Below are 25,931 nucleotides of genomic sequence, written 5' to 3'. Positions count from 1 at the left end.
AAGAACCGTGAACTCGCTCGCCGCACGGCTAGATGCCCTGAGAGGATCCGGCCCTGCCGTTCCGCACACCGCCCAAACCCTGGCCGCGCTGACCGCCAACCCCGAATGTGACCGGCGCGCCCTGCTCGATGCGGCCGGCGTCAACAAGGATGCCCTCGCCGCGCACCTGAACCTGCCGCGGCCGCTGCGCACCTCCGCGATCGCTCTGGGCCACGGCGCCGCCTTCGAGCGCCAGGTCACCGCCCAAGCCGGCGCCGAACTCATGCGATTGCTCCGTGAGACCCTCGGCCTCTCCCTGTCCGAGGCGTCCTACGCAGACGTCAACTCCGTGGCAGGCCGTGAGCCGTCAACGCTGGCGCTGCGCTATGCCCACACCCGCAGCCTCGTCCTCGGTGCGGCCCGCGACCCAGCACGCGCCCGCACATTGCTCGATCACCCCGTGCTCCGTCTGAGCGTCGCCGGCCACCCCGCCTACCTGGAACCCGACATCGTCGCCGTCCAGCACCACGAGACCTTCCACGTCGTGGAGATCAGATCCTTCCCCGTCATCGACGGCCAAGCCGACCCCGCCAAAGTCACCGCCGCGCTAATGCGGGCCGCGGCGTACGTTCTGGCCCTGCGTGAACTGCTTGCCGAGGACGGCCACCCGCCCGAGCGCGTCTCCCACCGGGTGGTCCTGGTCAACCCCCGTGACTTCTCCCGCCGCCCCGCCGCGGCCCTCGCCGACGCGACCCAGCAGATCAAGACGCTGAGTCGGCATCTCGGCCGGCTGCGCCGCCTGCCCGACCTGCTCGACCAACTGCCCCCCAACACCACCTTCGACCTGGCCCCGGACCGTGAGGCGCATCCGACACGGCCCCGCGAAGAACTCGCCGCAGCACTGTCAGCCCCCCGCGCGCATTACAGCCCCTCCTGCCTGCACCACTGCGAACTCGCCGCCTACTGCCGCAGCGAGGCACGCCACCAAGGACGGACCGAAGTCCTGGGCACCACGGTCCGCGACGACATCGCCGGCATTGACACCATCACCCTGGCGCTGGCCCTCACCGACAATCAACTGCACCCCTCACGCGAGCGGGCCGACCTCACCCAGGCACTGCGCCACGCGGAAAGTGTCCACGCCGACTTCCTGGCAGATACGACATGAGCCTGCTCGCCACCCTGCTGCGGATGCGCGCCGCCGCAACCGGTAACGCCATACCCACCAGCCGGCTTCGTCATCTGCACTTAAGCGACCAGCCCCTGATGCTGCTGCCCCTGAAGCAATCGGGCACCGCGGCCCGCCCCCTGGCCGTCATGCTCGGCACCGACCCCACCCGCCCCGAACTCCTCCTCGCGCCGCCGACGGGCAGCACCACACCCATGCTCACAGCCCTCGCCTCGAGGGTGACCACCTACATCCGAGAACACCAGCAGAGCCGCGAACACCTGCCCGCCACCCGCACCAAGCCCGCGCGGCAGCGTTTCCTCTCCGCCCCGCAGCTCCTGGTGGCCAACCCCCAGGCCGTGGCCTACCTGAACACTCTCGGACGTGACCTGCGACTGCGTCCCGTTGACGGAAAATCCGCCGACTCCTGCCCGGTGCGGTGCCTGGGCCAGTGGCTGACCTACTTCGCCACCCGCGCCGAACTCGTCGGCACAGCCGCACTCATCCCCTTGACCAGCTTCCTCGCCATGCATTGGGTCACCGGCCAAAGCCCCCTGGAAGACGAGGACTTGGCCACCTTGCTGGCCTGGATCGACCCACCCCAGCACACTGCCAGCGGCCACCAGGCCGCCCTCGCCGCCGAAGACCCCGCCACCCACCGCTCAGCCGGCCCGGCCACCGACCCGGCCTTCGACACCGACCACCTAGCCCCCCTCTTTCACACCTACCGCGCCGATCCGCACCAACAGGCCCGCTGCATGAACGACGTCCACATCCTGCTGACCCACGCCCTGCAGCCCATGTGGGAACACATGTGGCAGGCCTACACCCTCCTGCAGGCCCTGCCCGAAGCCGACGGCACCCCGCGCCGCTGGAATCGAGAACGCACCCAGTTCACCGACATGACCGCCTACCTTGCCCAGGACGGACGCCCCCAGCCTGCCCACGACAGCCCAGTCGCCGCCGCCATCGGCCTGGCCCGCAGGGAACACACCGCTGCGGTCTTCCATGCCGAACGCGCCCTCGACGACCCCTTCACCCGAGCAGAACTGCGCACCTCCGGCGAAGCTTTCGCCGGCACCGTCACCGCTGTCGACGCCGACCACCTCGAATACGGAAGCAGCAAACGAGCGCTGTGGCGTCCCCGCTTCACCGTCTCCACCACCGACCCGCTGCGCCTGGAACCCGGCCAGATCCTGGCCTGTCCCACCCACCGTGGCGCCCGCTACACGATCCGGGCAATCACCCCTCGTGACGGTGACACCCTCGTCGACCTCGAAGTCACCGCCGGTATGGGCACCCTGGCCCGCCCCCGCCACACCGTCCTGCCCGACACCGGCGCCTCCCTGGTCTGCACGCTCGCCCCTGACCAATGCCACCAACTGCCGCAGTTCCCGCCGCCCGACCAGATCCCTTGGACCCACGCAGGCCCCCCAGCCCCGCGAGCGAAGCGGCAACAAGCAAAAGCGGCACGCCGCCTGCGCCCGCCTGCGCCACACCACCGGGTAGACCACGCACAATGCGCCATCGTGGAACAGCTGCCCACGCTCACCCATCCCGGATCGGTGGTCGACGCACCACCCGGCGCCGGAAAAACCACCCTGGTCATCCACTCCGCGCAGACTCTCGCCCAGTACGGCGCCCCCTGCCTCGTCATCACCCAGACCAACAGCCAAGCTGACGACCTCGTACGGCACCTGGCCCGCTCCCACGTGCCCACCGCCCGGCTCATCGCAGCCGAGCGCACCGTTCCTCCGGACGTGCTGGCGCTATCAGGCGTGCGCGTCGGCCACCGCATCCAGGACCTGAAGACGGCCCACGTCCTCGTGGGCACGGCCATGAAATGGGCCACCATCCGCGATGGCCACTGGCCCTGGGCCATCATCGACGAGGCCTACCAGATGCGCTCCGACATTCTCCTGCGCATCGGCCACCTCTTCGACCAAGCCCTCTTCGTGGGCGACCCAGGTCAACTCGACCCGTTCTCCACGATCAAAACCCACCGCTGGGCCGGCCTGCCCCACGACCCCATGAACAGTGCGGTCGCCGTCCTTCTCGCCCAAAACCGCGACCTGCCCGTCCACACCCTGACCACCTCCTGGCGCCTGCCGCCCACCGCCGTACCCCTGATCCGCGACGCCTTCTATCCCTTCACTCCCTTCGAAGCCGCGACCTATCAGACGGAGCGGACCCTCACCTTCGACGTCCGCGGCATGCGCACGCCCGTCAACCAGGCCCTCGAGACGGCCGCCCGTGCCGGATGGGCCCTGCTGGAACTGCCCGCCCGCATCACCCATCGCATCGACACGGAAGCCTTCCACACCGCCCTGCAAACAGCCGCCGCACTGCTTGACCGGCAGACCACGGCAGCCTGCGACAACCACTCCCACGGACGCGTCCTGAAGCCCTGCGACCTGGCCATCGGCGTCGCCCACCGCAGCCAGGCCCACCACATCAACGCACTGCTGCAGCGCCACTATCCGCGCCTGCACGGTGTCACCGTCGACACCGCCAACCGACTCCAAGGCCGCGAATTCAGCGTCACCATCGTGCTGCACCCGCTCTCCGGCCGTTGGGACGCCTCCGCTTTCCACCTGGAAGCCGGCCGCCTGTGTGTCCTCGCATCCCGCCACCGTCACGCCTGCATCGTCATCGCCCGTGCCGGCATCGCCCCCCTCCTCGACAGCCACCCCTCCAATGACCCGGTCCACCTCGGAGTGACTTCGAAGATGCCCGACGGCTGGGAAGCACATCATGCAGTCCTCGCCCACCTCGCCCCCCATACCATCCGTACCTAGCCCCCCAATAGGCTCGCCCTACGCGCCCGAGCCGCCCCTCAAGGGCCCGGTGGTGCTGCGGGCGCGCCTCCTCCCGTAGGCCCGGCCAACCTCCATCGCGAGACCGGGCCCTCTCCGGGACACCCATGCGCACGCTGAGCCATGGGCAGCCCGCGGCCAAGCCCTCCGCGCATCCCACGAACGCTCTCCTCCAGGCCAGCCACGGTGCCTTCCGGCGCGCAGCGACGCCTTGTGCTGCGTGCAGCTGGTGCAGGGAGCGGGGAGCCTGCCCGCCCCCGCCGCTTCAACGGTCCCACCTCGCCCCCCAGATCTGCGGGCCGCCAGCGGACCATAGTTCATTCTTGACTTATAGCCCTGGCGGTGGTGTGCTGGCGGATGTGAGTACCGCCGCGCTCCGCATGACCCGCCCGACAGTTGACGTGCTGCGCCTACTGCTCTCGGCGCCAAAGGACGATCCGCTCTGGGGAGCGAGGATCAGCGAGCTCGCCGATCTGGGAAAGAGCACGATCTCGCAGATCCTGACCCGGCTTACTGCTCTGGGCTGGCTCACACTTCGCGAAGAGAACGGGCCACACCCAGGCCGCCCGCCGCGGGTGTTCCACACGATGTCGCGCAAGGGGCGTCGCCAAGCCACCATCGCCCTCGCTGCGCGGGATGCACGCGGACACAGCAGGGCTGCCGGCCCGGTCGTGCCCCAGACGTCAACGCCCCCTGTGCGACAGCCGATCAGGCACGCCCAGCACACCACCCCTGGCCCCGGCACACCCCTGGCCCAGCCCGCGCCCAAGATGGCGGGCTACTGGCCCATCCGCTCCCCGAAATCCGAAACGCTGCAGCACACCACGCCCGAAGACCAGGCCACGGCGCGTACCGGAGCCGATGGGCCTTTCCGCGAGGGAGACGACGTCCCCGAACACCTGACTGAGCTCACCGAGGTACTCACCACACTGAACGGCGTCAACCAGAGCCTCACCAGGAACGTGTTCGCGCGGGCCGCTGGAGGCCCAACCCACGCGGAGCAGTACGAGACACTCGTACGGTCCATCATCAAGCAGAGCAGCGAGCTGCGTCGCAGAACGCAGCGAGCCCCCCATGCACGCCCGCGCAGCCAAGGCGGCAGCTGAGTCTCGCCTTCTGGGCGGAGTTCCGTCCAGACCCATCCTTTTCCTTCGCTCATCCTTCACCCTGGGGCCGGCAACGGCGGCGGAGCGATCCGGAGGCGGGAAATGCGGGAGCTGCAGTATCTGTCCGTGGCCAAGCTTGACGACTTTTACGAGCAGCCGCGGCGAAGAAGGTTCACGGACCGGTCCGTTGAGGCCGAAGCCAGCGTGCTGGGCTCGGGCGGTCGCGTCGCCGTGGGGGACAGCGCGGCCGCAGAGCGCACCCTCGCCGAACGCCTGGAGTGTGTCCTGGAGCATCTGAAAAAGCAGTGCTGGGCGCGCTCGTGAGAGCCCGCGGCGTGCGGGCACCTCGGCATGGATGCCTGGCTGGAGTTCCGCGGCCCGTTCCGCTACGGCGCCGCAGCCAGCGACGTCGGATTCCACGACCGGGGCGTCTTCGCCTACGCCTCTTCAGAAGAGGGCTGCTGCACGCACCGCGATGGTGAGTTCTGCCCCAACATCGAGCTGCTGCTGTGCGGCTCAAGGCAGCACGTACGGGACCACCGTGACCACCCGCCGACCAGGATGGGGTCCGGCTCGGACTGGCTGCACGCCATGGCGGTCGACCTGGTCCAGCGCGAGGACCGTGGCGACACAACAGCCCCCGAGACGCTGGCCTCCACCAGGCTGGATGACCAGGAATTCGCGGCCAGGTCTGCCTTCTCTATGATCTCGCGCTACTACCGGACCCCTGGGTATCTGCGCGGGCATGCCCGTGTGTTGTGCAACTTCCCTCCGGAGCGGCTGCGGCACCGGCTGATCGTGGCAACCCCGTTGTACGTGGAGGCTGGGGTACAGCCGCCTCCGCTGACCACGCCGCTTTCTGAAACCGGGCAGACTGCGCGCCACCGGAGCTGGTGGCGATCACAACGGTGAGCCGGCGTTCGGGGAGCTACAAGCGGTGGTGAAGACCAGGGGGATGGTGCTTCACAGCGCCTCGACCCATTCGCAGGCCTCGTCCGCCGGCTCGGGCGAGACCGGCGTGGTGGAGGGCTGGGCGGGTGTGCGCAGCGGGGGCTCGGGGACGGTCGCGGCGTGGGGGATGGCGCCCGCGCAGCCGCGGCAGACATCTGCCAGATGCCAGGTGCGTCCGTTGTTACTGCAGATCAGCAGCAGCCGCAGCGGGCCGGAGCAGGGTGTGGGATGGCGGTGCCAGACGCAGGCATGCTCGCGGCACTGGCAGATCCGCAGGTGCAAGGGCACGGGCGCTGCGGCGAGATGGCCAGCGAGATGACGCCGGGTCTGATCCACCAACGGGATGCCCGGCTGCATGGTGAAAGAGCGGCAGGTGCTGCAGGTGAGGGTCGGGGCCCCGGCGCGGATGCTGATCGTCACGCTCCAGGCGCGTGAGGGCAGAGCGGTCATGGGGTCCCTTCGGGCAGGTGCGGGCGGAGTCGGAGCCGCAGCGGGGATGTCCGGCGAGCGGACACCGTAGTGCAGACCTGTTCACCGCAGGCTTTCACCCGGATCGCAACAAATAGGGCAGGGGTCTGCACCGTCGGATGGGCAGGTGCCGATCTTCCTGTCGCCGGAACCGGACCCGACGGCACTGCGCGAGTCCCTCGCCTGACTGCGCGCGCAGCGCGGCGGCAGCTACGACGAACTCACCGCGCGCAGCGGCCTGTCCCGGCGCACCCTCATCGAGATCGAGCAGGGCCGCACCAGTGGAACCCAGGCCACCTGGCACGCCCTCGCCCACGCCTTCGGCATCCCGATGGGAACCCTCCTCGACCCCCTGTGCACGGGGCACGAACCTCCGTCCGGCGAACGCTGAATTCTCCGCCGTCCCTCACCTGATCGGGACACCAGACTCGACCAGGAACGCGAATCAAGGCCACATGTTCGCTTCCTGTCATTCTCCCGAGGGGACCCGGCGCGACACGCCCCGGCCGCGGACGCCTCGGCTGGCACCTTTCACTCCGGTACCTGCACCGCCCCGTGCGGGGCCTTCCCACACGCCCGCACTTCGGTGCGGGCTGTCACGGCTTCCCGGAGATCCCCTTTCATGTCCTTCACTCCCACTGAGGAACAGGCTGCCGCCCTCAAGGCGTTCGGCGACGGCGAGCATCTCGTCATCCAGGCCGGCGCAGGCACCGGCAAGACCTTCACCCTTGCCTTCCTCGCCGAACAAGCCACCCGGCGCCGTGGCCGCTACCTGGCCTTCAACCGGGCCATCGCCCAGGACGCGGCCACCCGCTTCCCCACATCGGTGCAGTGCAAGACCGCCCACTCACTGGCCTACGCAGTGCTCGGCCACCGCTACCGCGAACGCCTCAACAGCCCCCGCAGGCCCGGCTGGAAAGTAGGCCAGGACCTCGGCCTGAACACTCCCGCCCGCATCAACGGCCGCGACCTGCTGCCCGCCACCTTGTCCAACACGGTCCTGCGCACGGTGGCCTGCTACTGCCAGTCCGCCGACTTTGAACTCGCCCACCACCACGTGCCGCAACTGCGCGGCCTCGACACCGGCGAGGCGCACGCCGAACTCGCCGATCTCCTGCTGCCGTACGCCGTGAAGGCCTGGGACGACCTGCAGAACCCCCACGCAGGCATGGTGCGTTTCGAACACGACCACTATCTGAAAATGTGGGCCCTGACCGACCCTGTCCTCAACACCGACTACCTGCTCTTGGACGAGGCCCAGGACACCAACCCCGTCCTCGAGCAGATTGTCCTCGCCCAACGGGAGCGCACTCAGATCGTCATGGTCGGCGACTCTGCCCAGGCCATCTACGGCTGGCGAGGCGCCCGCGACGTCATGACCGGCTTCACCGGACACCACCTCACCCTCACCCGATCCTTCCGCTTCGGCCCAAGGCTTGCCACCGAAGCAAACCGCTGGCTCAACCTCGCCGGTGCTCCCATCCGGCTGACCGCAAGCACCGACATCCCCACCACCGTTGGCCCCCACACCAAGCAGCCCGGCGCCGTACTGTGCCGCACCAACATCGGCGCCGTCACCGAAATCCTCACCCTCCTCGACGCAGGCACCTCCACCGCACTCGCCGGCGGAGGAGACGCCTTGCGCGTCCTCGCCCAGGCCGCCCGCGACCTCATCCAAGGCCGGCGCACCCACCACCCCGAACTGGTGCTGTTCACCACCTGGAACGAATTGCGCGACTACGCCGAACTCGACCCCGCCGGCGCCGACCTCCAACCCTTCACCAACCTCGTCGACGACCACGGGCCCGACGCCATCCTGAAGGCCGTCGACCGCCTCGTCCCCGAACCCCAGGCCCAGGTCACCGTCTCCACAGCCCACAAAGCCAAGGGCCGTGAGTGGCCCCACGTGCGCATCGCCCCCGACTTCACCCCGCCCCCCGACACCGACGAACTCGACAGCGCCGGCAACCCCGTCCCCGGCCCCATCGACCCGGACGAAGCACGCCTCGCCTACGTCGCCGTCACCCGCGCACGCCTCCATCTCGACCCCTCGGGCCTGGCGTGGCTTGACCACCATCCCGACGCCCCTGCAAGCAGCCCACTGACCTGACCTCAGCGGGCTCGGAGATCGGCCGTAGGCTCTGAGGGCCCTACCGGAGTCAGAGGGTCTGTTCAGCGCTGACGATCTTGCGTTGGTCGGTTCGAGGAGGGAGATCGCGTCCGGCGTCCGTGCTGCGAGCGAGCGCCGGAACTCGGGGTTGCCCTCTCGTGGATCGAGGACAAGAAGGTGGAGGGGCTCGTCGTCCAAGAGGCCGCGCTCACGCAGACCTGGAAGCACGGCGGCCGCGCTTTCATGGCCGACCAGGGCGAGATCCTGCCCGACGACCCCGAGGACCCGATGCGGACCACCATGCGGCAGATGATGGGCATCTTCGCCCAGTTGGACCGCGGCATGACCGTTGCCAAGCTCCGCCGCGGCCGCCGCATCAAGGGAGAGAAGGGCCAGTACGCGTACGGTGCCCCGCCGTACTCGCGAACGCATCGGACAAGCCGCCGACCCTTCGCCAGCGATCGTCCTCACGCCGGCCTTGAAGACAGGCGTAGAACGGGTGTGAGTAGTTGCGGTACAGAAAGTGGGAACGGGCGCGGGGCTGTTCGCACCTGGCGCACCCGACGCTGAGGCTGATGTTGGTCTCGGCCTGTCCTGGTCGTGCTGTCGAGGACCTGACGACAGCGTCGAGCCCCCGAACATCCGCGGATGGCCGGGGGCTCGACGAGACGGCCGGTACGGGGCTCTACGCGGCTCGGTCCAGGTGCCCGGGAGGGAGGTTGCCGTCGGAAACGAGGTTCGGCACGGAGGCACCGGGCTGTCCCGGATCCCGGCGCCTATGGGACGCCCGTTCTGCGGCACGGAGCCAGTCGCTGTACCGGAACCAGGGCACGTCGCACGCCATCAGAAAGGCGCCCAGCTGGGTATCGTCGACGGGCAGGGTCCTGCCGGTGATGATGCGTCGGCAGGTGGTGCTGGGCAGCAGTCCCGGGTTGAGGCTCCGCTCCATCTCGCCCGGTGAGGGGTAGCCGGCCCAGACGTGCTGATCGCGTAGGGCACGACTCAGGTCCGCACGGGTGGAGATCAGGTTCGGGTCAGGGGCTTTGTGGACGTAGTAGGGCGCCCGGGTCGCCCGGCGCGCGCGGATCCATAGTTGCCGAGCGTGCGACAGAGTCCCTTCGGGGTTGGTCAGGTCTTCCTCCGGGGTGGCGGTCTTGCCGACGAAGTGCACGACCGTGTCCCAAGCGGGCACCGTCGTGCCCGACGCAGCCCGCTCCAGGGTCGCCTTCGACGGCAAGCCGTTCATCAAGCCGGACAGCGCTTGGTAGGTCAGGCCGGCCTCGTCCTTGCGGGTCCGCAGGAACTCGGCGAGCTTCGCGCGCGCCGGGATCGTGATGTCCACCGGCTTCTCCGGACGTCCCATGGCCTTCACCTCAAACCCGCGAGGTGAAGTAGGCTCGCATGAAGCGGCTGATGCGGCCGCCGGCGCCCCGGCCGCCGGTCATCACCAGGACGACGATGACCGCGCCGATCAAGCCGGAACCCGCGACCAGGAGCAGAACCTCCTGCAGGGTCATCCCAGCGGGGGCGAGAACCGCCGCGACGGCTATGCACGCGATGGTCACGAGTGCGTGCGGTACGCCGAACGGGGCGTGCGCGGAACAGTTCAGTGACGCAGACCCCGCGGGCTCTGCCGCGGCCGAAGGCGTGCTGCTCATAGAGAACTCCCTCACCGCCCGGCGACCTGAAGATCGCCGGACGGTGCTACTTGGCTCCAACCTTGTCCATCCGTGCCCCTATCGGGAGTTGGCGCTCCTGGCGCACGTAAGGACCTGCTGCCGCAAGGGTCTCAGCCGCTACGTCACGAATGACAGTCCGGCCAAACTTTTGTTCACCAGCGCACCAACAGATTCTTTTGGGGACACAGCGCACTGCCGACGTCGGTCATATCCAGGGAAGCAGGGACTTGTTGGAGCGTGTCCGCAGCGGGGGGTGCAGGTCAGCGCGCTGCGTCGCGGCCTAGCACGAGAGACTGACAGTCCGTTAGCGCCCTATTTGCGGTACGTGATTGAGGTAGAGCCGCAGGTCAGAGCTCTGCATCGTCACGTCTATGTACCGAACAGGCCCTCTTCTCCGCCCCGCGCTTCGTCTTCCCTTGCACGATTGGGGGAGTGCGTTGAGCTGCTTTGATTCAATTTCGCGCCGCTGATCTCAGGTCGATCTCGTACGGGATGCCTCATCCTCGTAACCACGGAGCATCGCCAGAAAGCCTGTGGCGGCTCCTGCCCTGTTGCTACTGGCTCCAACCGGCACGCAGAGGGGCAAGAGGCTTGGTGTTGGCGCACCAGGCCACGTGAAGCCGATCGCCCGCGCCCTTCGTGGCCAGGCGTCGGCTTCACTTGTTTTCTGGCTGTTTCCTACCGGCCCAGGGCCCGGGCCTCCCCGGGACTGCGTGGGCGCCGGCGGCTCGTACCGGGCGGCGCTCTGCGCGTAGGTGGGGGACTTCGTGGCCTTGGCCTGCTCCTGCTGGACCAGCTTTTCGCGGCCGTCTCGCGCTGGTGCTGCTTCGGGAGCTCCTCGGCGAGCGCGGCCGCGGAGGGCCAGCTCACGGAGTGAGGCTCAGGTGCGCGCGGCGAACGGTGACCAGCAAGCGCCACCGCTCGCGCGTCACGGGTTCGTCGTCGAGCCAGCGGGCTGGGGGAGTGGTGGTCGGCGGGCATCGCCAGGGAGCAACGCACGGCACTGCTTGCGGCGGCGGACGGGCTTCCTCGGCATCCGGGCCACCCCACCAGCGTGATCCCCGGCCACGGCCGGCGGGAAGGGCGCCCAGGAGCGCAGAGGGTGCCAACTGCTGGCGAACGCCGTTCCCGAACACCTGAAGTGCGGCACCGGTCGGCAAGCAGTCGGTCTTCGGGAACCGATCGCTGAACACCGCTGCCACGGCTGTGACCAGCGTGCAGCGACGAGCCCCCGACATACGGCGGTTGCGGCCAGCCAACCCAACCGCCCAGCTGAAACTGGTACACACCGCGCTCGGCGATGTCGTCGCTTCGCTCCGCATGGCCGGATTCTCTGCCGATTTCGCCGGCCGCCTCAGTGCCCCGAAGCTCTTGCGGCAGGCCGTGTGTGGAGTGTGCGCTGGCGAGGCGGCGTTCAGGGTGAGGGTGTGTGCTTGCGTCGTCGCCGTAGCTCACGTTGTGCTTGGGCGCGGGCGCATTCGCGGGAGCAGTACTTGACGCCCTGGGTGCGGTGCTGGCCGTACTCGGCGCGGCCGCGCTGTCGCACGAAGTGCCGGCGACAGGTCTCGTTGGCGCACTCGCGGACGGTCGCGTTTTCAGCGAGGTGGTTGTACAGCTGCAGGAACGCCACTGAGTGGATGGTGGGATTGCGGTCGGCGAGGTCGCCAATCCCGATGCTGAACCTCCCCAGGGCGGCCTGCAGAGCACTCTCCAGGTGGTCGATCCGGATGGAGATGAGGATGTCCTGCAGATGCTCCAGAGAGTGGGGCCAGGCAGGGTCGTGATCTGGGTTCTGGGCCTGGGAATGGACCAGGTGCTCCTCGGTCACCTCGGAGGCGACGAGTTCTTCCAGCCCTCCCTCACGCTGACAGGCCAGCCAGGTGGTGATTGCCTCCTGGGCTGCCGTGAGATGCAGTCTGACTTGGTCGCGGTGGACACCGCCGGGAAAGGCCCTGCCAGGAGGGTCAAGGCGTGTGAGCGCATCGAGCTCTTCCAGCTCCTCGTCGGCGCGGTCCAACCGGTCGAGGTCACGGTTGTTGAGCTCGAACAGCAACCCATACGACCGGAATAGATCGGCCGCTGCTTCCAGGTCGGCAAGGGGAACATCGAGGAGCTCACGTAGGTAGAAGTCGCCGGGAAGCTGCACTGACGGTTGGCCGCCTGAGGGAGCGGGCGGCCAGACGATCCAGTCGCCGTCGACCTCAACGCCCCCGAATGGCCGCAGAGGTGGGGTGGGAACAACTGTGCCGGGCCAGAGCGTGGGACGAAAACGTGGGTCAACGTATGCCGACATAAAGGCAGGGTAGCGGGTAGCTTCGTAGTACGGAACCATTTGACTTGGTACCACTCTCAGGGGAGGGGCTGCATGACAGGTTGGAGCGAGCGCAAAGCGATCGGGGACCGGCACGAGCAACGAGTCACGCGTGAACTCCAACACCGCGGCTGGGTAGTTCACCCAGCCGGGCAAGGCACCTACCCCGTCGAGATGCAGCGGGCACTGAGCCGGACCGACTCGCCGCTGCGCTACTTCCCGGACCTGTTGGCTGTCCGAGGCGCGGACATGGTCACCATCGATGCCAAGACATCGATGCAGAGCACCACTTCCGGGCGTTTTGCTATCTCCTGCAAATGCGCCATGGCAGGACTGCAGTTCATGGGCATCAACGCCCCCATCCCGCTGCTGTACGTCTTCGGCGACCTCACCGTCCTGACACCAGCCGAGGTCGTGCACTACAACTGCCATGCCCGCCGGGCGTCCGCCGGCTCCTACTACCTGGTGAACACCAGCGAAGCACACCGCTTCGACGAGGTCTTCGGCCCGGCCACCACAACAGTCGATGACCGCCGTCCAGCGTCGCCCTCACAGCAGAACTCTGGCCAAGCGCCGCCGCAGCGGCTCCGCCAAGACCCACACCACCCCAAGGCGGCCTGATCCGCGGAGCGCCTGCAACAGGGCGAGGAGAGGGTCCCAGGCAGGACCGTACAGATCCGCCCGGCTACCCGACTCGAGATGCACGACAGGCACCACGATCGTGGCGATCTTCTCCGCCACCCCGCCGCAGCCGAGCCCGAGCGCGCACCGCGCTCGGCCTGCTGCGCCTGGACACGCTGCTCGGCAGGGGTACGCAGTGCACGGCCTACGCACTGGACCAGGTCGATGGCCCCACCACGTGGGTCGATGAAGGCGACCGAGTCAACGACTGGGACATCCAGCCCTTCCCCCAGCTATGTCGTCTCGCTGTGTTTGCGGCAGTTAGCTGATCTTCAAGGCTCTGACCTGCGCACCTTCGTGAACTGAGAAGTTGATTATGGAGGGTTCGGCTGCTGGAATGTCGTTGGTTGGCCGTACGTCGGGGCTGCGACCTGCTCGTATGCAAGTTCTGAGCCGTGGCGTCACTTTCATTGAGACGGCCTTGCGTGCGGCAGAGTTTGTGGCGGGATGTTGCGGCGGTGGACACCTCCGCGGGTAGCCGCCAGCCGGGCGCGGAGTGTCGTTCCCCGGCTCCAGGCGAACGTGGACTCGGCCGCAGGTCGAGCAGGGCGTAGCGGCGGTCGCGTCGCCCGTGAAGCGCTTGCCGTCGGTGTGTCGCTTCCTGAGTTCGCGTCGGCGTCGTGGTATGCATGATTTTCACGGAGTGGGCGGTGCGGCGGGTTGGTGCTGGACTTTTCGATGGGTGCTCGATCACCTGGGCTCGCAACTGCTGTAGCGCCACTCCGTCTGCTGGCAAGAGGCGCGGAGACGGGATCGGTCGGTGAGGTGAAACGGCGAACGTGTGGATCGGCCTGCCGGGGGGCGCCGGATGAGCGAATTGCAGCTGTGGGATGACAATCCGACGACGGTGGACCTTCTGGGATTCGCTTCGATTGTCGACACCGTTGTGGCTGCCTTGCGGTCTCCGTCTCTGGACCCTGTGACGATCGGGATCAACGCCCCCTGGGGCGGAGGGAAATCCACCGTCCTCGGCCTCTTGCATCAGGCATTGGACCAGGAACCCGGATATCGCGTCATCCGTCTCGATCCGTGGGAGTTCGACGACCAGTTCGATGTGCGCGGCGCTGTCGTCGGTGAAGTCCTGCAGGACCTGCTGACGGCCTACCCGGACGCGGGTCTCGAGGATGCTGCCAAAGGTCTCCTGGAACGGATCAGTTGGTCACGTGTTGCGGCCAGCATGGCTCGCGGTCAGCTGGTGGCGCAGACCGAAGACCTCGTCAAAGCCTTCACGCCGCAGCCGAGGCAGGAAGCCAAGAGCCTGGCGGGATTCCGCAGCGAGTTCGCCAAGCTGCTTCAGGACGTGGAACCTCTCCAGCGCCTCATTGTCTTGGTGGACGATCTCGACCGGTGCCTGCCGGACGCCGTGATGGCCACCTTGGAGGCCATCAAGCTGTTCTTGTCCGTCAAGAAGGTGGCGTTCGTCCTGGCGGCCGATCAGGAGATGGTGCGTGAGTCCATTGCCGTCAGCCTTGACGCCACGGGCCGCGGAGAGCAGTTCGCACTCCGCTATGTGGAGAAGATTGTTCAACTGCCGCTGTCGTTGCCACGTATCAGTACGGACGAGGCAGGCGCCTTCATCGCCCTCCTGCTTTCACAGCGCCGGTGCGAACAGGAAGGTGATTACGAACGGCTGGTCACGCATGCCCAGCAGCGTCGCGCGCAGGGGCGCTCACCCGTTCTGGCCGATATGCAGAACCTGCCGTGGGCGCCTGACGCTGACACTCTGGCATTGGCCAGCCGCTTTGCCGCAGGTCTGGCCGCGCACCGTACGGGAAGCCCTCGCAGTATCAAGCGGTTTTTGAACGCATTCGCGCTGCGTACTCGCATCGCGGAGCGGCACGGCATCAACATCGACGCCTCGGTGATCGCCAAGCTCATGCTGCTGGAGGACAGCCACGGCAAGGACTTCGAGACACTCGTGCGTCTCCAGGAAGCCCAGCGGGCCGAGCTGTTGGAACGCTGGCAGGCTTGGGGCCGGGACGAAGAGAATGACAAGCCTACCGAGGTTACTGAGGACAGCAGAGAATGGGCCGCATCCGATCCCGATCTCACCACCGCGCCGATCGGCCCGTACCTGAGTCTGGCCGCATCGCTGGTCAGCCTCACAGCTGCCGCGTCCCTGACACAGTAGCAGCTCACCTGGGTCGGTGACTTGGCCAGCGCCTCTGAACCGCACCGGCGTGACGCCCAGGCCGAGATCGTTGCCGCGCTGGTCACCGACCGGCAGGCCGTCGTCGACGCACTGGTTCAGCGCGCGCGCCGCGAATCGGACACCGATCCGCTGGCTGAATCGCTGGTGCATATCGCACGCCACACCCCCGAACTGCGGTCAGCCGTCGCGCAGGGGCTGTGGGAGATCCGCAAATACCTCATGCCCGGAGCCGTCGTCGACATGGACAGCAGCGGTGTCGAGGAACTGCAGGCGCTGATTCCGCAGCTGGCTACGGCTACCGATATCGACCCGGCGACGCAGGAAATCGCACGGATCACGACCGCAGGGAGCGACTGATGGGCACCTCCGGTTCCTACGGAGGGAGCGGCAACGCGGACTGGAAGCACGCCCACGAGGCGTTCGACGCACTGCCCACCTCGGCGCCCTCCGGCATCGGCCCCCAAACCCCGCCCGACCTCCCGGATGGTCAGGAGCAGCTCCTCGACAGGATGCTCAGCGCGCTGTCCACCGCCCTGCAGAAAGACGACCTGGACCGCGGGAGACCACCGGCCAACCCGTACCCGCTCTCCGCGCTGCTGTCTTCCCCTCGAGGTGGCGGCAACGGAGGAGGCGGAGCGGGAGGCACACGCGATCTCGCCGGAAGAGCCGGCGCTGGATCACGACGCCAGGTCATCAAGGGCTCCTCCCGCGGTGCCGCTGCTCTGGCCGGGGCCTACGCATTGCGCAACGGGGACACGGCCCGACTGCGAGAACTCGGCCTGGACCTCGCCGAACTCCGCAGCCTGCGCCCGCTTGCGCAGGTCTCGCGCATCCTACAGACGGTGCTCGGTGACGCGGGCCACCCCGATGAGGCGGCCCTGCGCAAGGCCGCCACTAGATACGTCAAGGCCGTACTCGTCGATCCTGACCCACCCGCACAACAAGACGGTCTGCGCGGACTCGTCACTGAATGGATCTACGAACTCTCGCTGGTCGAACTCGGATCACAAAAAGCACAAGGAGACCTGACGGCGCAGGAAGCGATCAGCAAACAACGCCTGGTCCGCTCCTGGCTGGAGCGCCGCCTCAAGAACATCGGCGTCCCCGACACGCGCCGCATGACCGTACAGGAGTTCACTGCAACAGCAGCCAAGGTGACCGGGGAGGCACTGCGCATGCTCCGCGCACGACGCTCATGACGATTGCTCTCGAAGTGCTGCCCCACGATGCCCAGCAGCACGAACACTCCGCCACGGCTCTGCGCTGGGCCCGAACCCCTGCCCACAGCCCCACGCCGGAAGTGGCCGGCACCCTCGGATGGGACCTCGACCTGATCGGCGCTGTCCCCGTGGCGGCCGCTGACCTGGTCCGCGTCGCTGCCGCGGCCTACCTTGCCGATCGGAGAACTCCCCGCCCCACCACGTTCGTCAGGACATTCGAACTCGCCGTCCACACCGTCAATCCCGAACTCTGGAACAGTGCACCCGGTGAGCTGGCCGAAGAGCTCCTGCACTGGTTGACCGGTGACGTATGGAACCTGCGCGCCGTGCCCGCCACCGTGACTGCCCGTACGCATGTCCCCCTCGCGCGCGCCGCCGACGTCATGCTCCTCAGCGGCGGTCTTGATTCGCTGTGCGGAGCTGTCGATCACCTGCAGGACGGCATTGAGCGGATCTACCTCAGCCATTACGACGGCAGTACCGCGGTACGGAGCGCACAGAACATGGCCAGCTCCTGGCTGCAAGAGCGCGTCTCCTGCCACCTGCGCCACCACAGCATCAAGATCCGCCCCCACGGCACTCCCGCCGAGTCCACCTCACGGAGCCGCAGCCTGTTGTTTGCCGCACTCGCAGCTGCCACGGCGGCCACCGCGTCGAGCCCACAGGTGACCGTGCCCGAGAACGGATTCACCAGCATCAACCCGCCACTGACCACCGCACGCGGCGGCGCCCTGACCACCCGGTCCACCCACCCCGGCACCTTCAGTCGCCTCAACGCCCTCTTGGCCGCCGCCGACATCCCCGTCGCCATCGGCAACCCCTATCTCCACTGCACCAAGGGGGAGCTCCTGGAACGGGCCCACGACCGAGCAGGGGACGCGCTCCTCACCGCTGCCGCCGCGACTGTCTCGTGCGGAAAACTCGACGGAGGCCGCTACAAGGGCGGCAACGCCAACCTCAACTGCGGACTGTGCGTGGCCTGCTTCGTGCGTCGCGGGTCCTTCACCGCCGGCCCCCGCCACGACCCCACCGTCTACCTCGTCGACCATCTTGCGGGCTCCTCAAGGGAGTTGCTGCTCAGGCACCGCCGCAGAGATGTCCTGGATGTCCAGCAGGCCTACCTCAACGGCATCGACGAAATCGATATTCTCGCCGTAGGCGATCTGCCTCCCGAAGCCGACTTCGACGCCATCGCGGACCTGTGCCAGCGAGGTCTTGAGGAACTGAGCCGTGTCCCTCTTCCCTAACGAACTGCCCGCGCTGGACTGTCACGCCCACATCGCCCCCGACGTATCCGACTCCCAGATCAGCGCTTTGAACGGAGCCGTTGTCTTTGCGGTGTCGCGCACCCCGGCCGAGACCGACTACGCCCTGCGACGCCGGGACATCACCCTGGTCTGGGGCACTGGTGTGCACCCGGCGGTGCCGGCTGCCCTCGAAGCCTTCAGTCCGCACCAGTTCCGCGCCACACTGCAGCGGACCTGCTTTATCGGAGAAGTCGGGCTCGATCGCCGCGGCAGCCTCGAACTGCAGCGGTCCGTCCTCGCTCAGATCCTTGCCGCCGCGCGCGACGAACCGGTCCTCCTCTCGCTGCACAGCAGCGGACGTACCGCTCCTCTGATGGACCTGCTCACCAGCCACCCGCATCCGGGGATCATCCTGCACTGGTTCCTCGGCACTCCGGCAGAGCGGCAGCAGGCCATCAGCCTGGGCGCTTACTTCTCTGTCAACGCCGCCATGCCGGACGAGACACTCGCCGCTTTCCCCCTGCAACGCCTCTTGCCCGAGACCGACTTTCCCGCCAGCAGACGTGCCACCGGCGCGTCCCGTCCAGGCGTCGTCGCCCCGCTCGAACGGCGCCTGGCCGTGCTCCACGGCACGACACCGGAGATGATCAGACGACGTTTCTGGCAGAACCTGCGCGAATTGACGACTCGCACCCAAGTGCTGGACCGCCTGCAGGAGCCCATTGCGGACTGGGCACTGGAAGCCTGACCACTTCCCTGAGGCGCACTCCCCACCACGACCACAGCACCCGCGCAGCGGCCCAAGAACCCGTCAGCCACTCGGAGACAGGCGCGCTGCGACTGCGCTGTCCGCGGCGACCGCATCTGGCAGCACGCAGTCGATCAAGCTGCCGGCCTGAAGCACCTGAGCAGCCGTCAGACCCAACGCCGAGGACAGGTCAACACGAGTGAGGTCGGCGCCTCTCAGATCGGCGTCGGTGAGATCGGCGTTCGTGAGATCGGCCCCTTCGAGGCTGGCATCCCTGAGCCGCGCACTGCGCAGGTTCGCTTCGCTGAGGGTGGCGCCCTCCAACCGGGCCCCGTTCAGATGCGCGCCTGCCAGGTGCACCTTCCGCAGATGCAGGCCGGACAGATCCACCGGCACACCACTGCCACCATGCCGCGGGCGCGTTACCGTGAGTGCGCGCAGCGCTTCCTGGACCTGCGCATCCGGCTTCTTCGCCAACTGCGCTGTCGCCAGTTTCGTCGTCGCGGCAGGCTGAGCTTCCTCGCGCACGAACGCGTTTAGCACCCGTGCCGCAGCGTCGCCCTGATCCGGGGCATCCTGCACGATCTGCTCCATCGCCAAGACACCCCCAAGACGCACATATGGCTCGCCGGAACTCAGCCGTTCCAAGGCTTTCGTGAAGCGGTCGGTGACCTGGCCCCGCCGAGACAGCCGGAACGTACGAGCCGTATAGGTCAGGGCAATTCCAGCGCCGGCCGCGGCGACCACCTGGACGATGGCGAGACGGAACTGCCCCACCGCCGCCGCCCGGCCGGCACCATCGAGCAAAGACCAGTCGTCGCTCGTCACCCATCGCGCCAGACGCGCCGTCAGCGGGGTGAAAACAAGAGCCACCACTCCACCGAGCACCATCACACCGGACACTGTCAGGACGGCCGACCGCGTCCGCTTCCACCACATGCACTGTTTCTATCGGACACGGCGACCAGCGCGCACAACGTCCAGGTCAGTTGATTCGGCCTCTGGCGGTGCTGGTCTGCAGGGGAGTGTCAGTTGGACGTCGTCATTTAGGTGTCAGTGGCGCAAGCTCGGTGGCCTGGCGGGTTGGCGCTGACGCGTGGTGCTCATCTGCTACTGACATGACTGACGATGGGGCATGTCGTTCTCGTGCAGAGCTACGCGGGCGAAGCCGGATACTGGGAAGGTGAGCGGGCTGGAGGAGACCAATGTCCGCCTCGGGCCCTGCGCCGTGGCGGCACTGGCGACGATCGCGGCCCGGCGGTCGGCCTCGCGGGACGAGACGCTGCGCCAGCTGCTGGCTGAGCACGTTCGAGCGCAGGAGGCCAGGGCGTTTGAGGAGCGGCTGACGCACATTTCCACCGTGCTGCGTTACCCGCCGCCCCCACGCTGGCGCAGCGAGCCGCGGACAGACCGGCCCGTGCGGCTGCGGGCGCCCGCCGACTTGCTGCAGCGGGCGCGGGCTACCGCGCTGCGTCTGCCGGGCCAGCACCCCCGCAGCTACCGCGACTACCAGAGCCGGATACTCACCGACGCGGTGATGACCGCCATCGCGGTGGCCGAGCCCTTCAGCGACGACTTCCTTCAAGACCTCGTGCCGCTGCTGCGCCACCGCGCGGCGCTGAGCCTGTGGCGGCTGGCAGCGGCCGTGACCAGCACCGGCCCCGAGCGGGAACTCCTGAAGGCAGCGGAAACCCTGCGTGAGCAGCAAGAATGCCCCAAACGCGGCCCCGACGAGCGGGAGCATCGCCTGCTGCGCACAGCCGAGATGCTGGAGACGGACGTGGCCTGGCACGCCCCGGCACGCTTCCAGGCCGCCATCAACCTCGCCCGCGAGCTCCTGACCGGCTCCGACGCCCAGGATGCTGAGGAATCTCTCTTCCAGCGGGACGAGTCGTGGCACGAGCTGTACCTGGACGCCCTGTATGTCCACGACCAACGGCGCGCCGACCTGCTGCGAGGGGCCACCAGCTATGACTGGGCCGGGCGCGGCGGTGCGGCCCTGTGGCGTGCCGAGCGCCGCATCGGCCTGCAGGACTTCGAGGACTGGCTGACCAGCGGCCAGGACGGCAGGGACGAGTACACGGTGTCGCCGCCCGGCTGGCGGCTGCACCCGCCTGAGGCCTGGCACGCCCTGCTGCTACCCGCCGGGCAACTGGCGGCGCCGTTTGCGGCGTGGGCCGAGCAGGGTTTGGTCCTGGCTTTCCCCTGCCGCGGCGGGCAGGGGCTATGGCCTCTGCTCGGTGGGCAGCCCGGGCCCGGCTGGAGCCCGGTGCCGGGCGTGGAAACTCTGATCGCCGCGGCACACAGACTGGCCCCGCACGAGGTCACCGGCTTCATCGAGGCCGTACTCATCGACTGGTGCCACGATCCCGACGACGAGGACGACGACGCGTTCGTCTTGGAGCTACCCGTCGACAAGGCACACGACTTCGGCTTCATCACTATCGAGGACCGTCAGCGAGCCATGGCCAGGGCCCGCGAGATGACGCTGGCGAGCATGGACACCGTCATCGACGCTCTGGAGGGCGACGGGCACAGCGCGCACGCGCTGGACGAGCTACGACAGGCCCGGGGCAACACCCGCAGGTTCCGCACCCTCGCCAACCGGATCGACAAGCGCATCACCTCACGCTTCCACATCACCCGGCCCACCTGGCCCTGGCCCGGGCAGGCAGTCGCCGGTGAATTCCTCGACAGCCCGCGGCCCGACTGGGTGCAGTGGCTCGCCGGCTGGGCACACCGCCGCAGCGCCCTGCTGCTGGAGCAGGCCATGCAGGATGCCTGGCAGCGTGCCTTCGACCGGTACCACCGCCCCACCATGTGACACCCACCGATAAATACGGGCACACCCCTGTGCGCTCCACTGGAACCAGACCTGCACACGCCCGTTGCCCATCTAGCAGCGCGCTCACCCCTCAAGGAGCCTGACATGCAGCCCTTACGACCATCGGCGATCTCCACTCTCCTCTTCGGTCTCCTCGCACTGGCCGGAGCTGTACTCGGTGCGCCGTGGTGGCTGACCACAGTGTGCTTCGCCTGCTTCGTTCTGGTACTGGCCCTCGCCGTGCTCCAGTCGGTCTTCCCCCAAGACTCCGCACACCGCCTGGCCTGGTGGCGCACCCGTTGGCACCACCAGCAGCAGCGCCGTCGCATCGCACACGACCCGCGCTGCGGCGGTCACGGCGGAGCTGACCACATGCAGGCGGCCGGGCCCCGCCCCGGAACGCGGCCGTAGGGCCGGTGACCCGGTGCACCTCGTCAGCAGCACGGACAACACGGGCAGACTCTTCCGCGACCCGGGGGAGGCCGCTGGCATCAACGACAGCATCTACACGGCCGGGCCTGTCTCCTGCCCGCCGCTAGCCTGGTCCTTGCCGCCGTCTGACGCTTGCGCCCAGGGGAGTCCGAGGCCGGTGAACAGGGCTTGCTGCTCGGGTGGGTAGGTGTGGTAGCGGGCCCGCACCGCGTTCAGCCGCCTGCGCAGCTGCACGGGGACGCCGCCCACGCGGGGCCGGTAGGTGTCGTGGACACGATGCCGGCCATCCGGCCCGACGAGGGGGCCTACCTCCTGCAGGTGCTGTCGTGCGGCGGTGACGATCTCCATGAGGCGCTCCGTGCGGCTGCGGGGCACCTGCACCACGCCCGCAGTCTTGACCCGCTTGTCTCCGGCTGCGGGGCCCATGCGCAGCTTCAGCAGTACCCGACGCTGCTCCTCCGCGAGGTGGGGCCATCTGCGGTGCTGGTCACGCAGCCACTTACCCAGATCGTCCCCGCGGAAGACCCGGCTCCCGGTCAGGAGTTCCCCGCGGCGTCCGCCCTGGGCGTGGAAGGCCTCGAGGAGGACGAGTTTGCGTTCCCAGCCCGCGTTCCACGGCGCCCTGGCCCGTACCCGCCACACCGCGAGCTCGTCGAGCGTGCGGGCGACGTCCTGCTCCTCGGGCTTGGCGCCCCAGGAGGGCCTGCGGCATTCGCTCAGCAGCTTCCCGATGCGTACCTGTTGCCCGTCGACATCGATGCTCTCCTCCACCCCGGGCAGCAGATGCCCGTATCGCTGCGCGTACTCCCGCGCGGCCTCGACCAGGACCTGCCTCGCGGAGGCCCGGGGCTCCCACACGAACCTGTACTCGCCCAGCAGGGCGGCCAGGTCCGCAGGGACGCGTCGCGGCCGCGCGCGCCAGGCCTCCAGCCCTTCTTCCTGCCCGAGCTCGGCGATGAGGGTGCGGAGGTCATCGCGGTCGCGGCGCCACTGCCTGCGGACCCGCTCCAGCTCCCACCCCAGCCGAACCACCACAACCCCCGGCTCCACTACGGACTCCTGCCCCCGCTCCCGACCCTCCGCCTGCCCCTCCGCGAGCTCCTGCTCCTGGCCCTGGCCTTGCCCGGGCACCTTCACCGGCTTGTGCCCTCGCTTCTTGAGGAGAGGGATGCGGGCGTAGTCGACCGGGAGGGTTTCGTGCCAGTCGACGGGTACGCGCAGGTGCCCGGTGCGCTGGTGGTAGGAGCTCACGGCTCGCATGACGCGTTCGGTGTCGGCGGTGACAGGGTCGGCGAGCACGGTGATCTTCAGCCAGTCCGCGACCACGGCCGCTGACCGCTGCCGGGTGAAGGTCAGCATCTGCTGGAGCTCGCGCGCGCGTTCCTCGCGCCGCTGGCGCGCCTCCTTGGGCGGCTGTACGCGGTGCGGTCCGCGGCTGGTGCTGCGCCCCGCGCGTTCCACCCGCCGCGCGGCTTCCTCCGGCTCCTCCTCGTCCTCTGCGCCGCGGTCGGTGTGGTCGGGTTCGTAGGACTCCAGCGCGCGCAGCATGTTGATCACTGGCACCCAGTCCGGTCCGACGAGCGTGTCATCCGCAGGCCGCGCGAGGTGGAGGACGGGCACGATGATCGACGCGACCTTGTCGGGGTTCTCCCGGTCGTAGCGGACGGCGCGGCCCGCGATCTGGAGGAGGTCGCCCTGCGCCGCGCGCGGGTCGACTAGGGCGACGGCGTCGACGGCGGGGACGTCGACGCCCTCGCTCAGAAGGCGTACCGAGCAGACGACCGCCAGGTCCACCGGCCGCCCCTGCAGGTCCGTCCCCGCCGCCAGGGCGGCCAGGGCTCGTTGCCGCTCCCTGGCCGGGGTGCCTTCGTGCAGGGCCACAGCCCAGACCCGCCGCGGCGCAGACGTCCCCTGCCCGTGCAGGACCCGTGCGAGCTGCGGCAGTGAGGCGGCGGCCGCTCGGGCTCCGGCGACGGTGGAGTGGTAGGCCAGCAGCCGGCGGCACCCCACCCGCCCCGCCGCCCGCAGCACCGCCCCCAGCGCCGCCGTGAGCAATTCTGCCCGTACACCGGCATCGGCTCGCCCGCGTGCCGCGGCGAGGTCGCGGAGCCGGGCTTCGTCGATCTCGGCGGCTACGACGGGGCTGTGGGCGAGCTTGCCTCGCCGCTGCGCCTCTCGAAGCCCCAGCCGGTAGGCGACGGGCCCGTGCTTGCGCTCGGAGAGCCGCACCACCGGATCAGCGGCGATCAGACGGCCCTGCTCATCCCAGTGCACGGCCCCGAGCAGGCGTGGTGTCGCGGTCATGGACAGCCGGTGCCGGGCCGGTACGAGGTGCTGCTCGTTGATCCGCCCCCACACCTGCGAGGTTTCGGTGTGGTGGGACTCATCCGCCACCAACAGGTCCCACTCTGGCAGTGGCCGCGTTCCGTCCCGCTCGACACTCAGCCGGTGTCCGGCGATCAGCGAGCCCTCCACGCTCGCGTACGTCGCGAGTACCGTGACCCGGCCGTCCCCCTGGGCGGCGAAGGCATTCACATGCCAGGCCACCGCCCGCGGCTCCGTCGACACCAGCACCCCCGGCACGCCCCGCAGAGCGGCATCCCGCGGCGCGTACACAGCAATCACCGGGCCGCTGCGCCCGGCCGCGCGCAGGACCCGGTAGGTCTGCTCCAGCAGGGCCCGTGTGGGCACGACCATCAGCAGCGATCCGTGGGCCGCGACCAGGCCCGCGACCCGCGCGGCCACCCACGTCTTCCCCAGCCCGGGCGCCATGTGCAGCTGCGCGCGAAACCGCGGCCGCCGTGCCCTGGGGGAGGGGGTGTAGACGCGCATGACGGCGTCGACCGCCTCGTCCTGGTGGTCGTAGAACGCCGCGAGATCCACCTCCGGCCGAGCCGCCGCGCCCACGTCCATGACCACCCTCCGGAGCATCGTGCAGGGGTGGCAGCCGATCAGCCGAACACCCAACCAACTACCTTCTGTGACAACCTAGACCGCCGCACCCGGCACCGTCCTGTGAAGCGGCACATCCCTCCCCGCACGCGCGAGAGCCCGAACGCACGCCCCTGGAATTCCAGCAATAAGAGCACGCGAGAATTCCGCCAACTCACTGCAGAACAGCGCCAATTACGGTAGTGTGTAACCAAGCAATTATGGTGACGGAAGGAGGAGGAAATGCCGGAGAGGAACAACGAGTTCGGCAAGTACGGCGCCCGCGGCATCAAAGGCCACGAGGCCGTTGCACGCCAGCTCGACCAGCTTGCTGGATTCATCGCCACACCCATTACCGCGCGCCGTGGCCTGATGGCCCGTCTGCACTACCTCACCCGCACCAGCCACGCCCGCGAAGCAGCCCGCGCAGCCGGCCTGACCGTCACCGACCGCACCCTGAAGGCCTGGCTGGCCAGTCAGCGCAGCCCCTCCAGGCAGAACCTGCACCACATCGAGACGGCCTACCATACGGTGCGCCGTCACAACGTGGCCCGGTATCTGACCAGCCGCCTCAACCGGGAGGGGCGCGGGACCCGGGTGGAGTTCCACCCTCTCAACCAGTCCCAGGTCAGCTGGCCCCATCAGCGAGTCGTGAGTTTCCGTGCCCTCAACGTCCGCCGCTGGGACCCGGTGGTCGCGGCCTGGGCCGCAGACGACGAGCAGGCCTTGGACGACGCCTGGTTCGGCGACGTGACCATCGAACTCGGCAGTGAATACGGCAGTTACGAGTACGTGTCGAATATCGGATTCGCAGCCTAGCCTCAAATTCGATATCCTAGAATCAAGATATCGAATCCAAAACGTGAAAGAGCGTCAGGGGGATCCCCGGAACAGGGATGAGCCGAAAATCCGGCAGACCCTACCAACCTCGTAGCCAGCCCCAGGAATTCGCGGAGCGAATTCCGTCCCGGATCGCGGAGCGATCCGGGCGCCGGGCAACGGAGTTGACCGGCCGTCAGCCCCGGAGGGGCTGACCGAGCAGCGCGGAGCGCTGCTCCCTCCCGCCGCGTAGCGGCGGCGCGGCGTGTCTGCGGAGCAGACCGCGCGC

The 25,931-nt window shown here is 68.5% G+C and carries 23 protein-coding genes; 17 read left to right on the top strand and 6 right to left on the bottom strand.

Annotated elements, in window-relative coordinates:
- The first annotated feature begins 7 nt into the window (after window positions 1–7).
- The 5 genes from AC07A4_RS40095 (at window position 8) to AC07A4_RS40075 (ending at window position 5,981) form a co-directional block, all read left to right on the top strand.
- Entirely contained in the window at window positions 8–1,147 is a 1,140-nt protein-coding gene (locus AC07A4_RS40095) for a hypothetical protein (protein WP_478609206.1), read from the top strand.
- Window positions 1,144–3,945, top strand: a complete 2,802-nt coding sequence (locus AC07A4_RS40090) for an AAA family ATPase (RefSeq protein WP_478609204.1) — start codon at window positions 1,144–1,146, stop codon at window positions 3,943–3,945. The genes AC07A4_RS40095 and AC07A4_RS40090 overlap by 4 nt, the downstream gene beginning before the upstream one ends.
- A 341-nt stretch (window positions 3,946–4,286) precedes the next feature.
- Complete coding sequence (locus AC07A4_RS40085; protein WP_478609202.1) at window positions 4,287–5,069, top strand: MarR family transcriptional regulator; 783 nt, start codon at window positions 4,287–4,289, stop codon at window positions 5,067–5,069.
- 102 nt (window positions 5,070–5,171) lie between these two features.
- Window positions 5,172–5,393: a hypothetical protein gene (locus AC07A4_RS40080; protein WP_478609200.1), complete on the top strand. Its 222-nt coding sequence runs from the start codon at window positions 5,172–5,174 to the stop codon at window positions 5,391–5,393.
- A 27-nt stretch (window positions 5,394–5,420) separates the two neighbouring features.
- Window positions 5,421–5,981 carry an SAVMC3_10250 family protein gene (locus AC07A4_RS40075; RefSeq protein WP_478609197.1) on the top strand — a complete coding sequence of 187 codons (561 nt, stop codon included), beginning with the start codon at window positions 5,421–5,423 and terminating at the stop codon, window positions 5,979–5,981.
- Window positions 5,982–6,032: 51 nt separating this feature from the next.
- Here the strand turns inward: AC07A4_RS40075 and AC07A4_RS40070 are convergent, their stop codons facing one another.
- Window positions 6,033–6,470, bottom strand: a complete 438-nt coding sequence (locus tag AC07A4_RS40070) for a hypothetical protein (RefSeq protein WP_478609195.1) — start codon at window positions 6,468–6,470, stop codon at window positions 6,033–6,035.
- 205 nt (window positions 6,471–6,675) lie between these two features.
- Here AC07A4_RS40070 and AC07A4_RS40065 point away from each other — a divergent pair, with 205 nt between their 5' ends.
- The 3 genes from AC07A4_RS40065 to AC07A4_RS40055 all read left to right on the top strand — a co-directional run bounded on the left by AC07A4_RS40065 (window position 6,676) and on the right by AC07A4_RS40055 (window position 9,168).
- The gene (locus tag AC07A4_RS40065) at window positions 6,676–6,879 is read left to right on the top strand and encodes a helix-turn-helix transcriptional regulator (RefSeq protein ID WP_478609303.1); all 204 of its coding nucleotides are present in this window, start codon (window positions 6,676–6,678) and stop codon (window positions 6,877–6,879) included.
- 231 nt (window positions 6,880–7,110) lie between these two features.
- Window positions 7,111–8,598 carry a UvrD-helicase domain-containing protein gene (locus AC07A4_RS40060; protein ID WP_478609192.1) on the top strand — a complete coding sequence of 496 codons (1,488 nt, stop codon included), beginning with the start codon at window positions 7,111–7,113 and terminating at the stop codon, window positions 8,596–8,598.
- A 177-nt stretch (window positions 8,599–8,775) separates the two neighbouring features.
- Complete coding sequence (locus AC07A4_RS40055; RefSeq protein WP_478609189.1) at window positions 8,776–9,168, top strand: hypothetical protein; 393 nt, start codon at window positions 8,776–8,778, stop codon at window positions 9,166–9,168.
- A gap of 115 nt (window positions 9,169–9,283) precedes the next feature.
- Here the strand turns inward: AC07A4_RS40055 and AC07A4_RS40050 are convergent, their stop codons facing one another.
- From AC07A4_RS40050 to AC07A4_RS40040, 3 genes are all read right to left on the bottom strand, one after another.
- Window positions 9,284–9,961 (bottom strand): hypothetical protein, encoded by a 678-nt coding sequence (locus tag AC07A4_RS40050; RefSeq protein ID WP_478609186.1) that lies wholly within the window; start codon window positions 9,959–9,961, stop codon window positions 9,284–9,286.
- Between the two features lie 10 nt (window positions 9,962–9,971).
- Window positions 9,972–10,256, bottom strand: coding sequence for a hypothetical protein (locus tag AC07A4_RS40045; RefSeq protein WP_478609183.1), 285 nt, complete (start codon window positions 10,254–10,256; stop codon window positions 9,972–9,974).
- Between the two features lie 1,435 nt (window positions 10,257–11,691).
- Entirely contained in the window at window positions 11,692–12,423 is a 732-nt protein-coding gene (locus AC07A4_RS40040; RefSeq protein ID WP_478609180.1) for a hypothetical protein, read from the bottom strand.
- 219 nt (window positions 12,424–12,642) lie between these two features.
- On the opposite strand from AC07A4_RS40040, the gene AC07A4_RS40035 reads away from it, so the two are divergent.
- From AC07A4_RS40035 to AC07A4_RS40010, 6 genes are all read left to right on the top strand, one after another.
- Window positions 12,643–13,209 carry a hypothetical protein gene (locus AC07A4_RS40035; RefSeq protein WP_478609177.1) on the top strand — a complete coding sequence of 189 codons (567 nt, stop codon included), beginning with the start codon at window positions 12,643–12,645 and terminating at the stop codon, window positions 13,207–13,209.
- An 868-nt stretch (window positions 13,210–14,077) separates the two neighbouring features.
- On the top strand, window positions 14,078–15,400 hold the full coding sequence (locus AC07A4_RS40030) for a KAP family P-loop NTPase fold protein (RefSeq protein ID WP_478609174.1): 1,323 nt from the start codon (window positions 14,078–14,080) through the stop codon (window positions 15,398–15,400).
- Between the two features lie 21 nt (window positions 15,401–15,421).
- Complete coding sequence (locus AC07A4_RS40025) at window positions 15,422–15,778, top strand: hypothetical protein (protein WP_478609171.1); 357 nt, start codon at window positions 15,422–15,424, stop codon at window positions 15,776–15,778.
- Entirely contained in the window at window positions 15,778–16,620 is an 843-nt protein-coding gene (locus AC07A4_RS40020) for a hypothetical protein (RefSeq protein WP_478609168.1), read from the top strand. Before AC07A4_RS40025 ends, AC07A4_RS40020 begins: the two co-directional genes overlap by 1 nt.
- Window positions 16,617–17,888, top strand: coding sequence for a hypothetical protein (locus AC07A4_RS40015; protein WP_478609165.1), 1,272 nt, complete (start codon window positions 16,617–16,619; stop codon window positions 17,886–17,888). The genes AC07A4_RS40020 and AC07A4_RS40015 overlap by 4 nt, the downstream gene beginning before the upstream one ends.
- On the top strand, window positions 17,872–18,636 hold the full coding sequence (locus AC07A4_RS40010) for a TatD family hydrolase (protein ID WP_478609162.1): 765 nt from the start codon (window positions 17,872–17,874) through the stop codon (window positions 18,634–18,636). Before AC07A4_RS40015 ends, AC07A4_RS40010 begins: the two co-directional genes overlap by 17 nt.
- Before the next feature lie 63 nt (window positions 18,637–18,699).
- On the opposite strand, the gene AC07A4_RS40005 is transcribed toward AC07A4_RS40010, so the two are convergent.
- Window positions 18,700–19,527, bottom strand: coding sequence for a pentapeptide repeat-containing protein (locus AC07A4_RS40005; protein WP_478609302.1), 828 nt, complete (start codon window positions 19,525–19,527; stop codon window positions 18,700–18,702).
- 292 nt (window positions 19,528–19,819) lie between these two features.
- Here AC07A4_RS40005 and AC07A4_RS40000 point away from each other — a divergent pair, with 292 nt between their 5' ends.
- On the top strand, window positions 19,820–21,460 hold the full coding sequence (locus AC07A4_RS40000; protein WP_478609159.1) for a hypothetical protein: 1,641 nt from the start codon (window positions 19,820–19,822) through the stop codon (window positions 21,458–21,460).
- Between the two features lie 105 nt (window positions 21,461–21,565).
- Window positions 21,566–21,871 carry a hypothetical protein gene (locus AC07A4_RS39995; protein ID WP_478609156.1) on the top strand — a complete coding sequence of 102 codons (306 nt, stop codon included), beginning with the start codon at window positions 21,566–21,568 and terminating at the stop codon, window positions 21,869–21,871.
- Window positions 21,872–21,964: 93 nt separating this feature from the next.
- Here AC07A4_RS39995 and AC07A4_RS39990 read toward each other — a convergent pair whose 3' ends face one another.
- Window positions 21,965–24,823 (bottom strand): DEAD/DEAH box helicase, encoded by a 2,859-nt coding sequence (locus tag AC07A4_RS39990; RefSeq protein ID WP_478609153.1) that lies wholly within the window; start codon window positions 24,821–24,823, stop codon window positions 21,965–21,967.
- 243 nt (window positions 24,824–25,066) lie between these two features.
- On the opposite strand from AC07A4_RS39990, the gene AC07A4_RS39985 reads away from it, so the two are divergent.
- On the top strand, window positions 25,067–25,642 hold the full coding sequence (locus AC07A4_RS39985) for a transcriptional regulator (protein ID WP_478609150.1): 576 nt from the start codon (window positions 25,067–25,069) through the stop codon (window positions 25,640–25,642).
- The last annotated feature ends 289 nt before the right edge of the window (window positions 25,643–25,931 follow it).

Source organism: Streptomyces sp. NPDC043996 (assembly GCF_056435225.1).
Note: the sequence above shows the minus strand (reverse complement) of the source record. Positions and strands in the feature narration are given on the sequence as shown.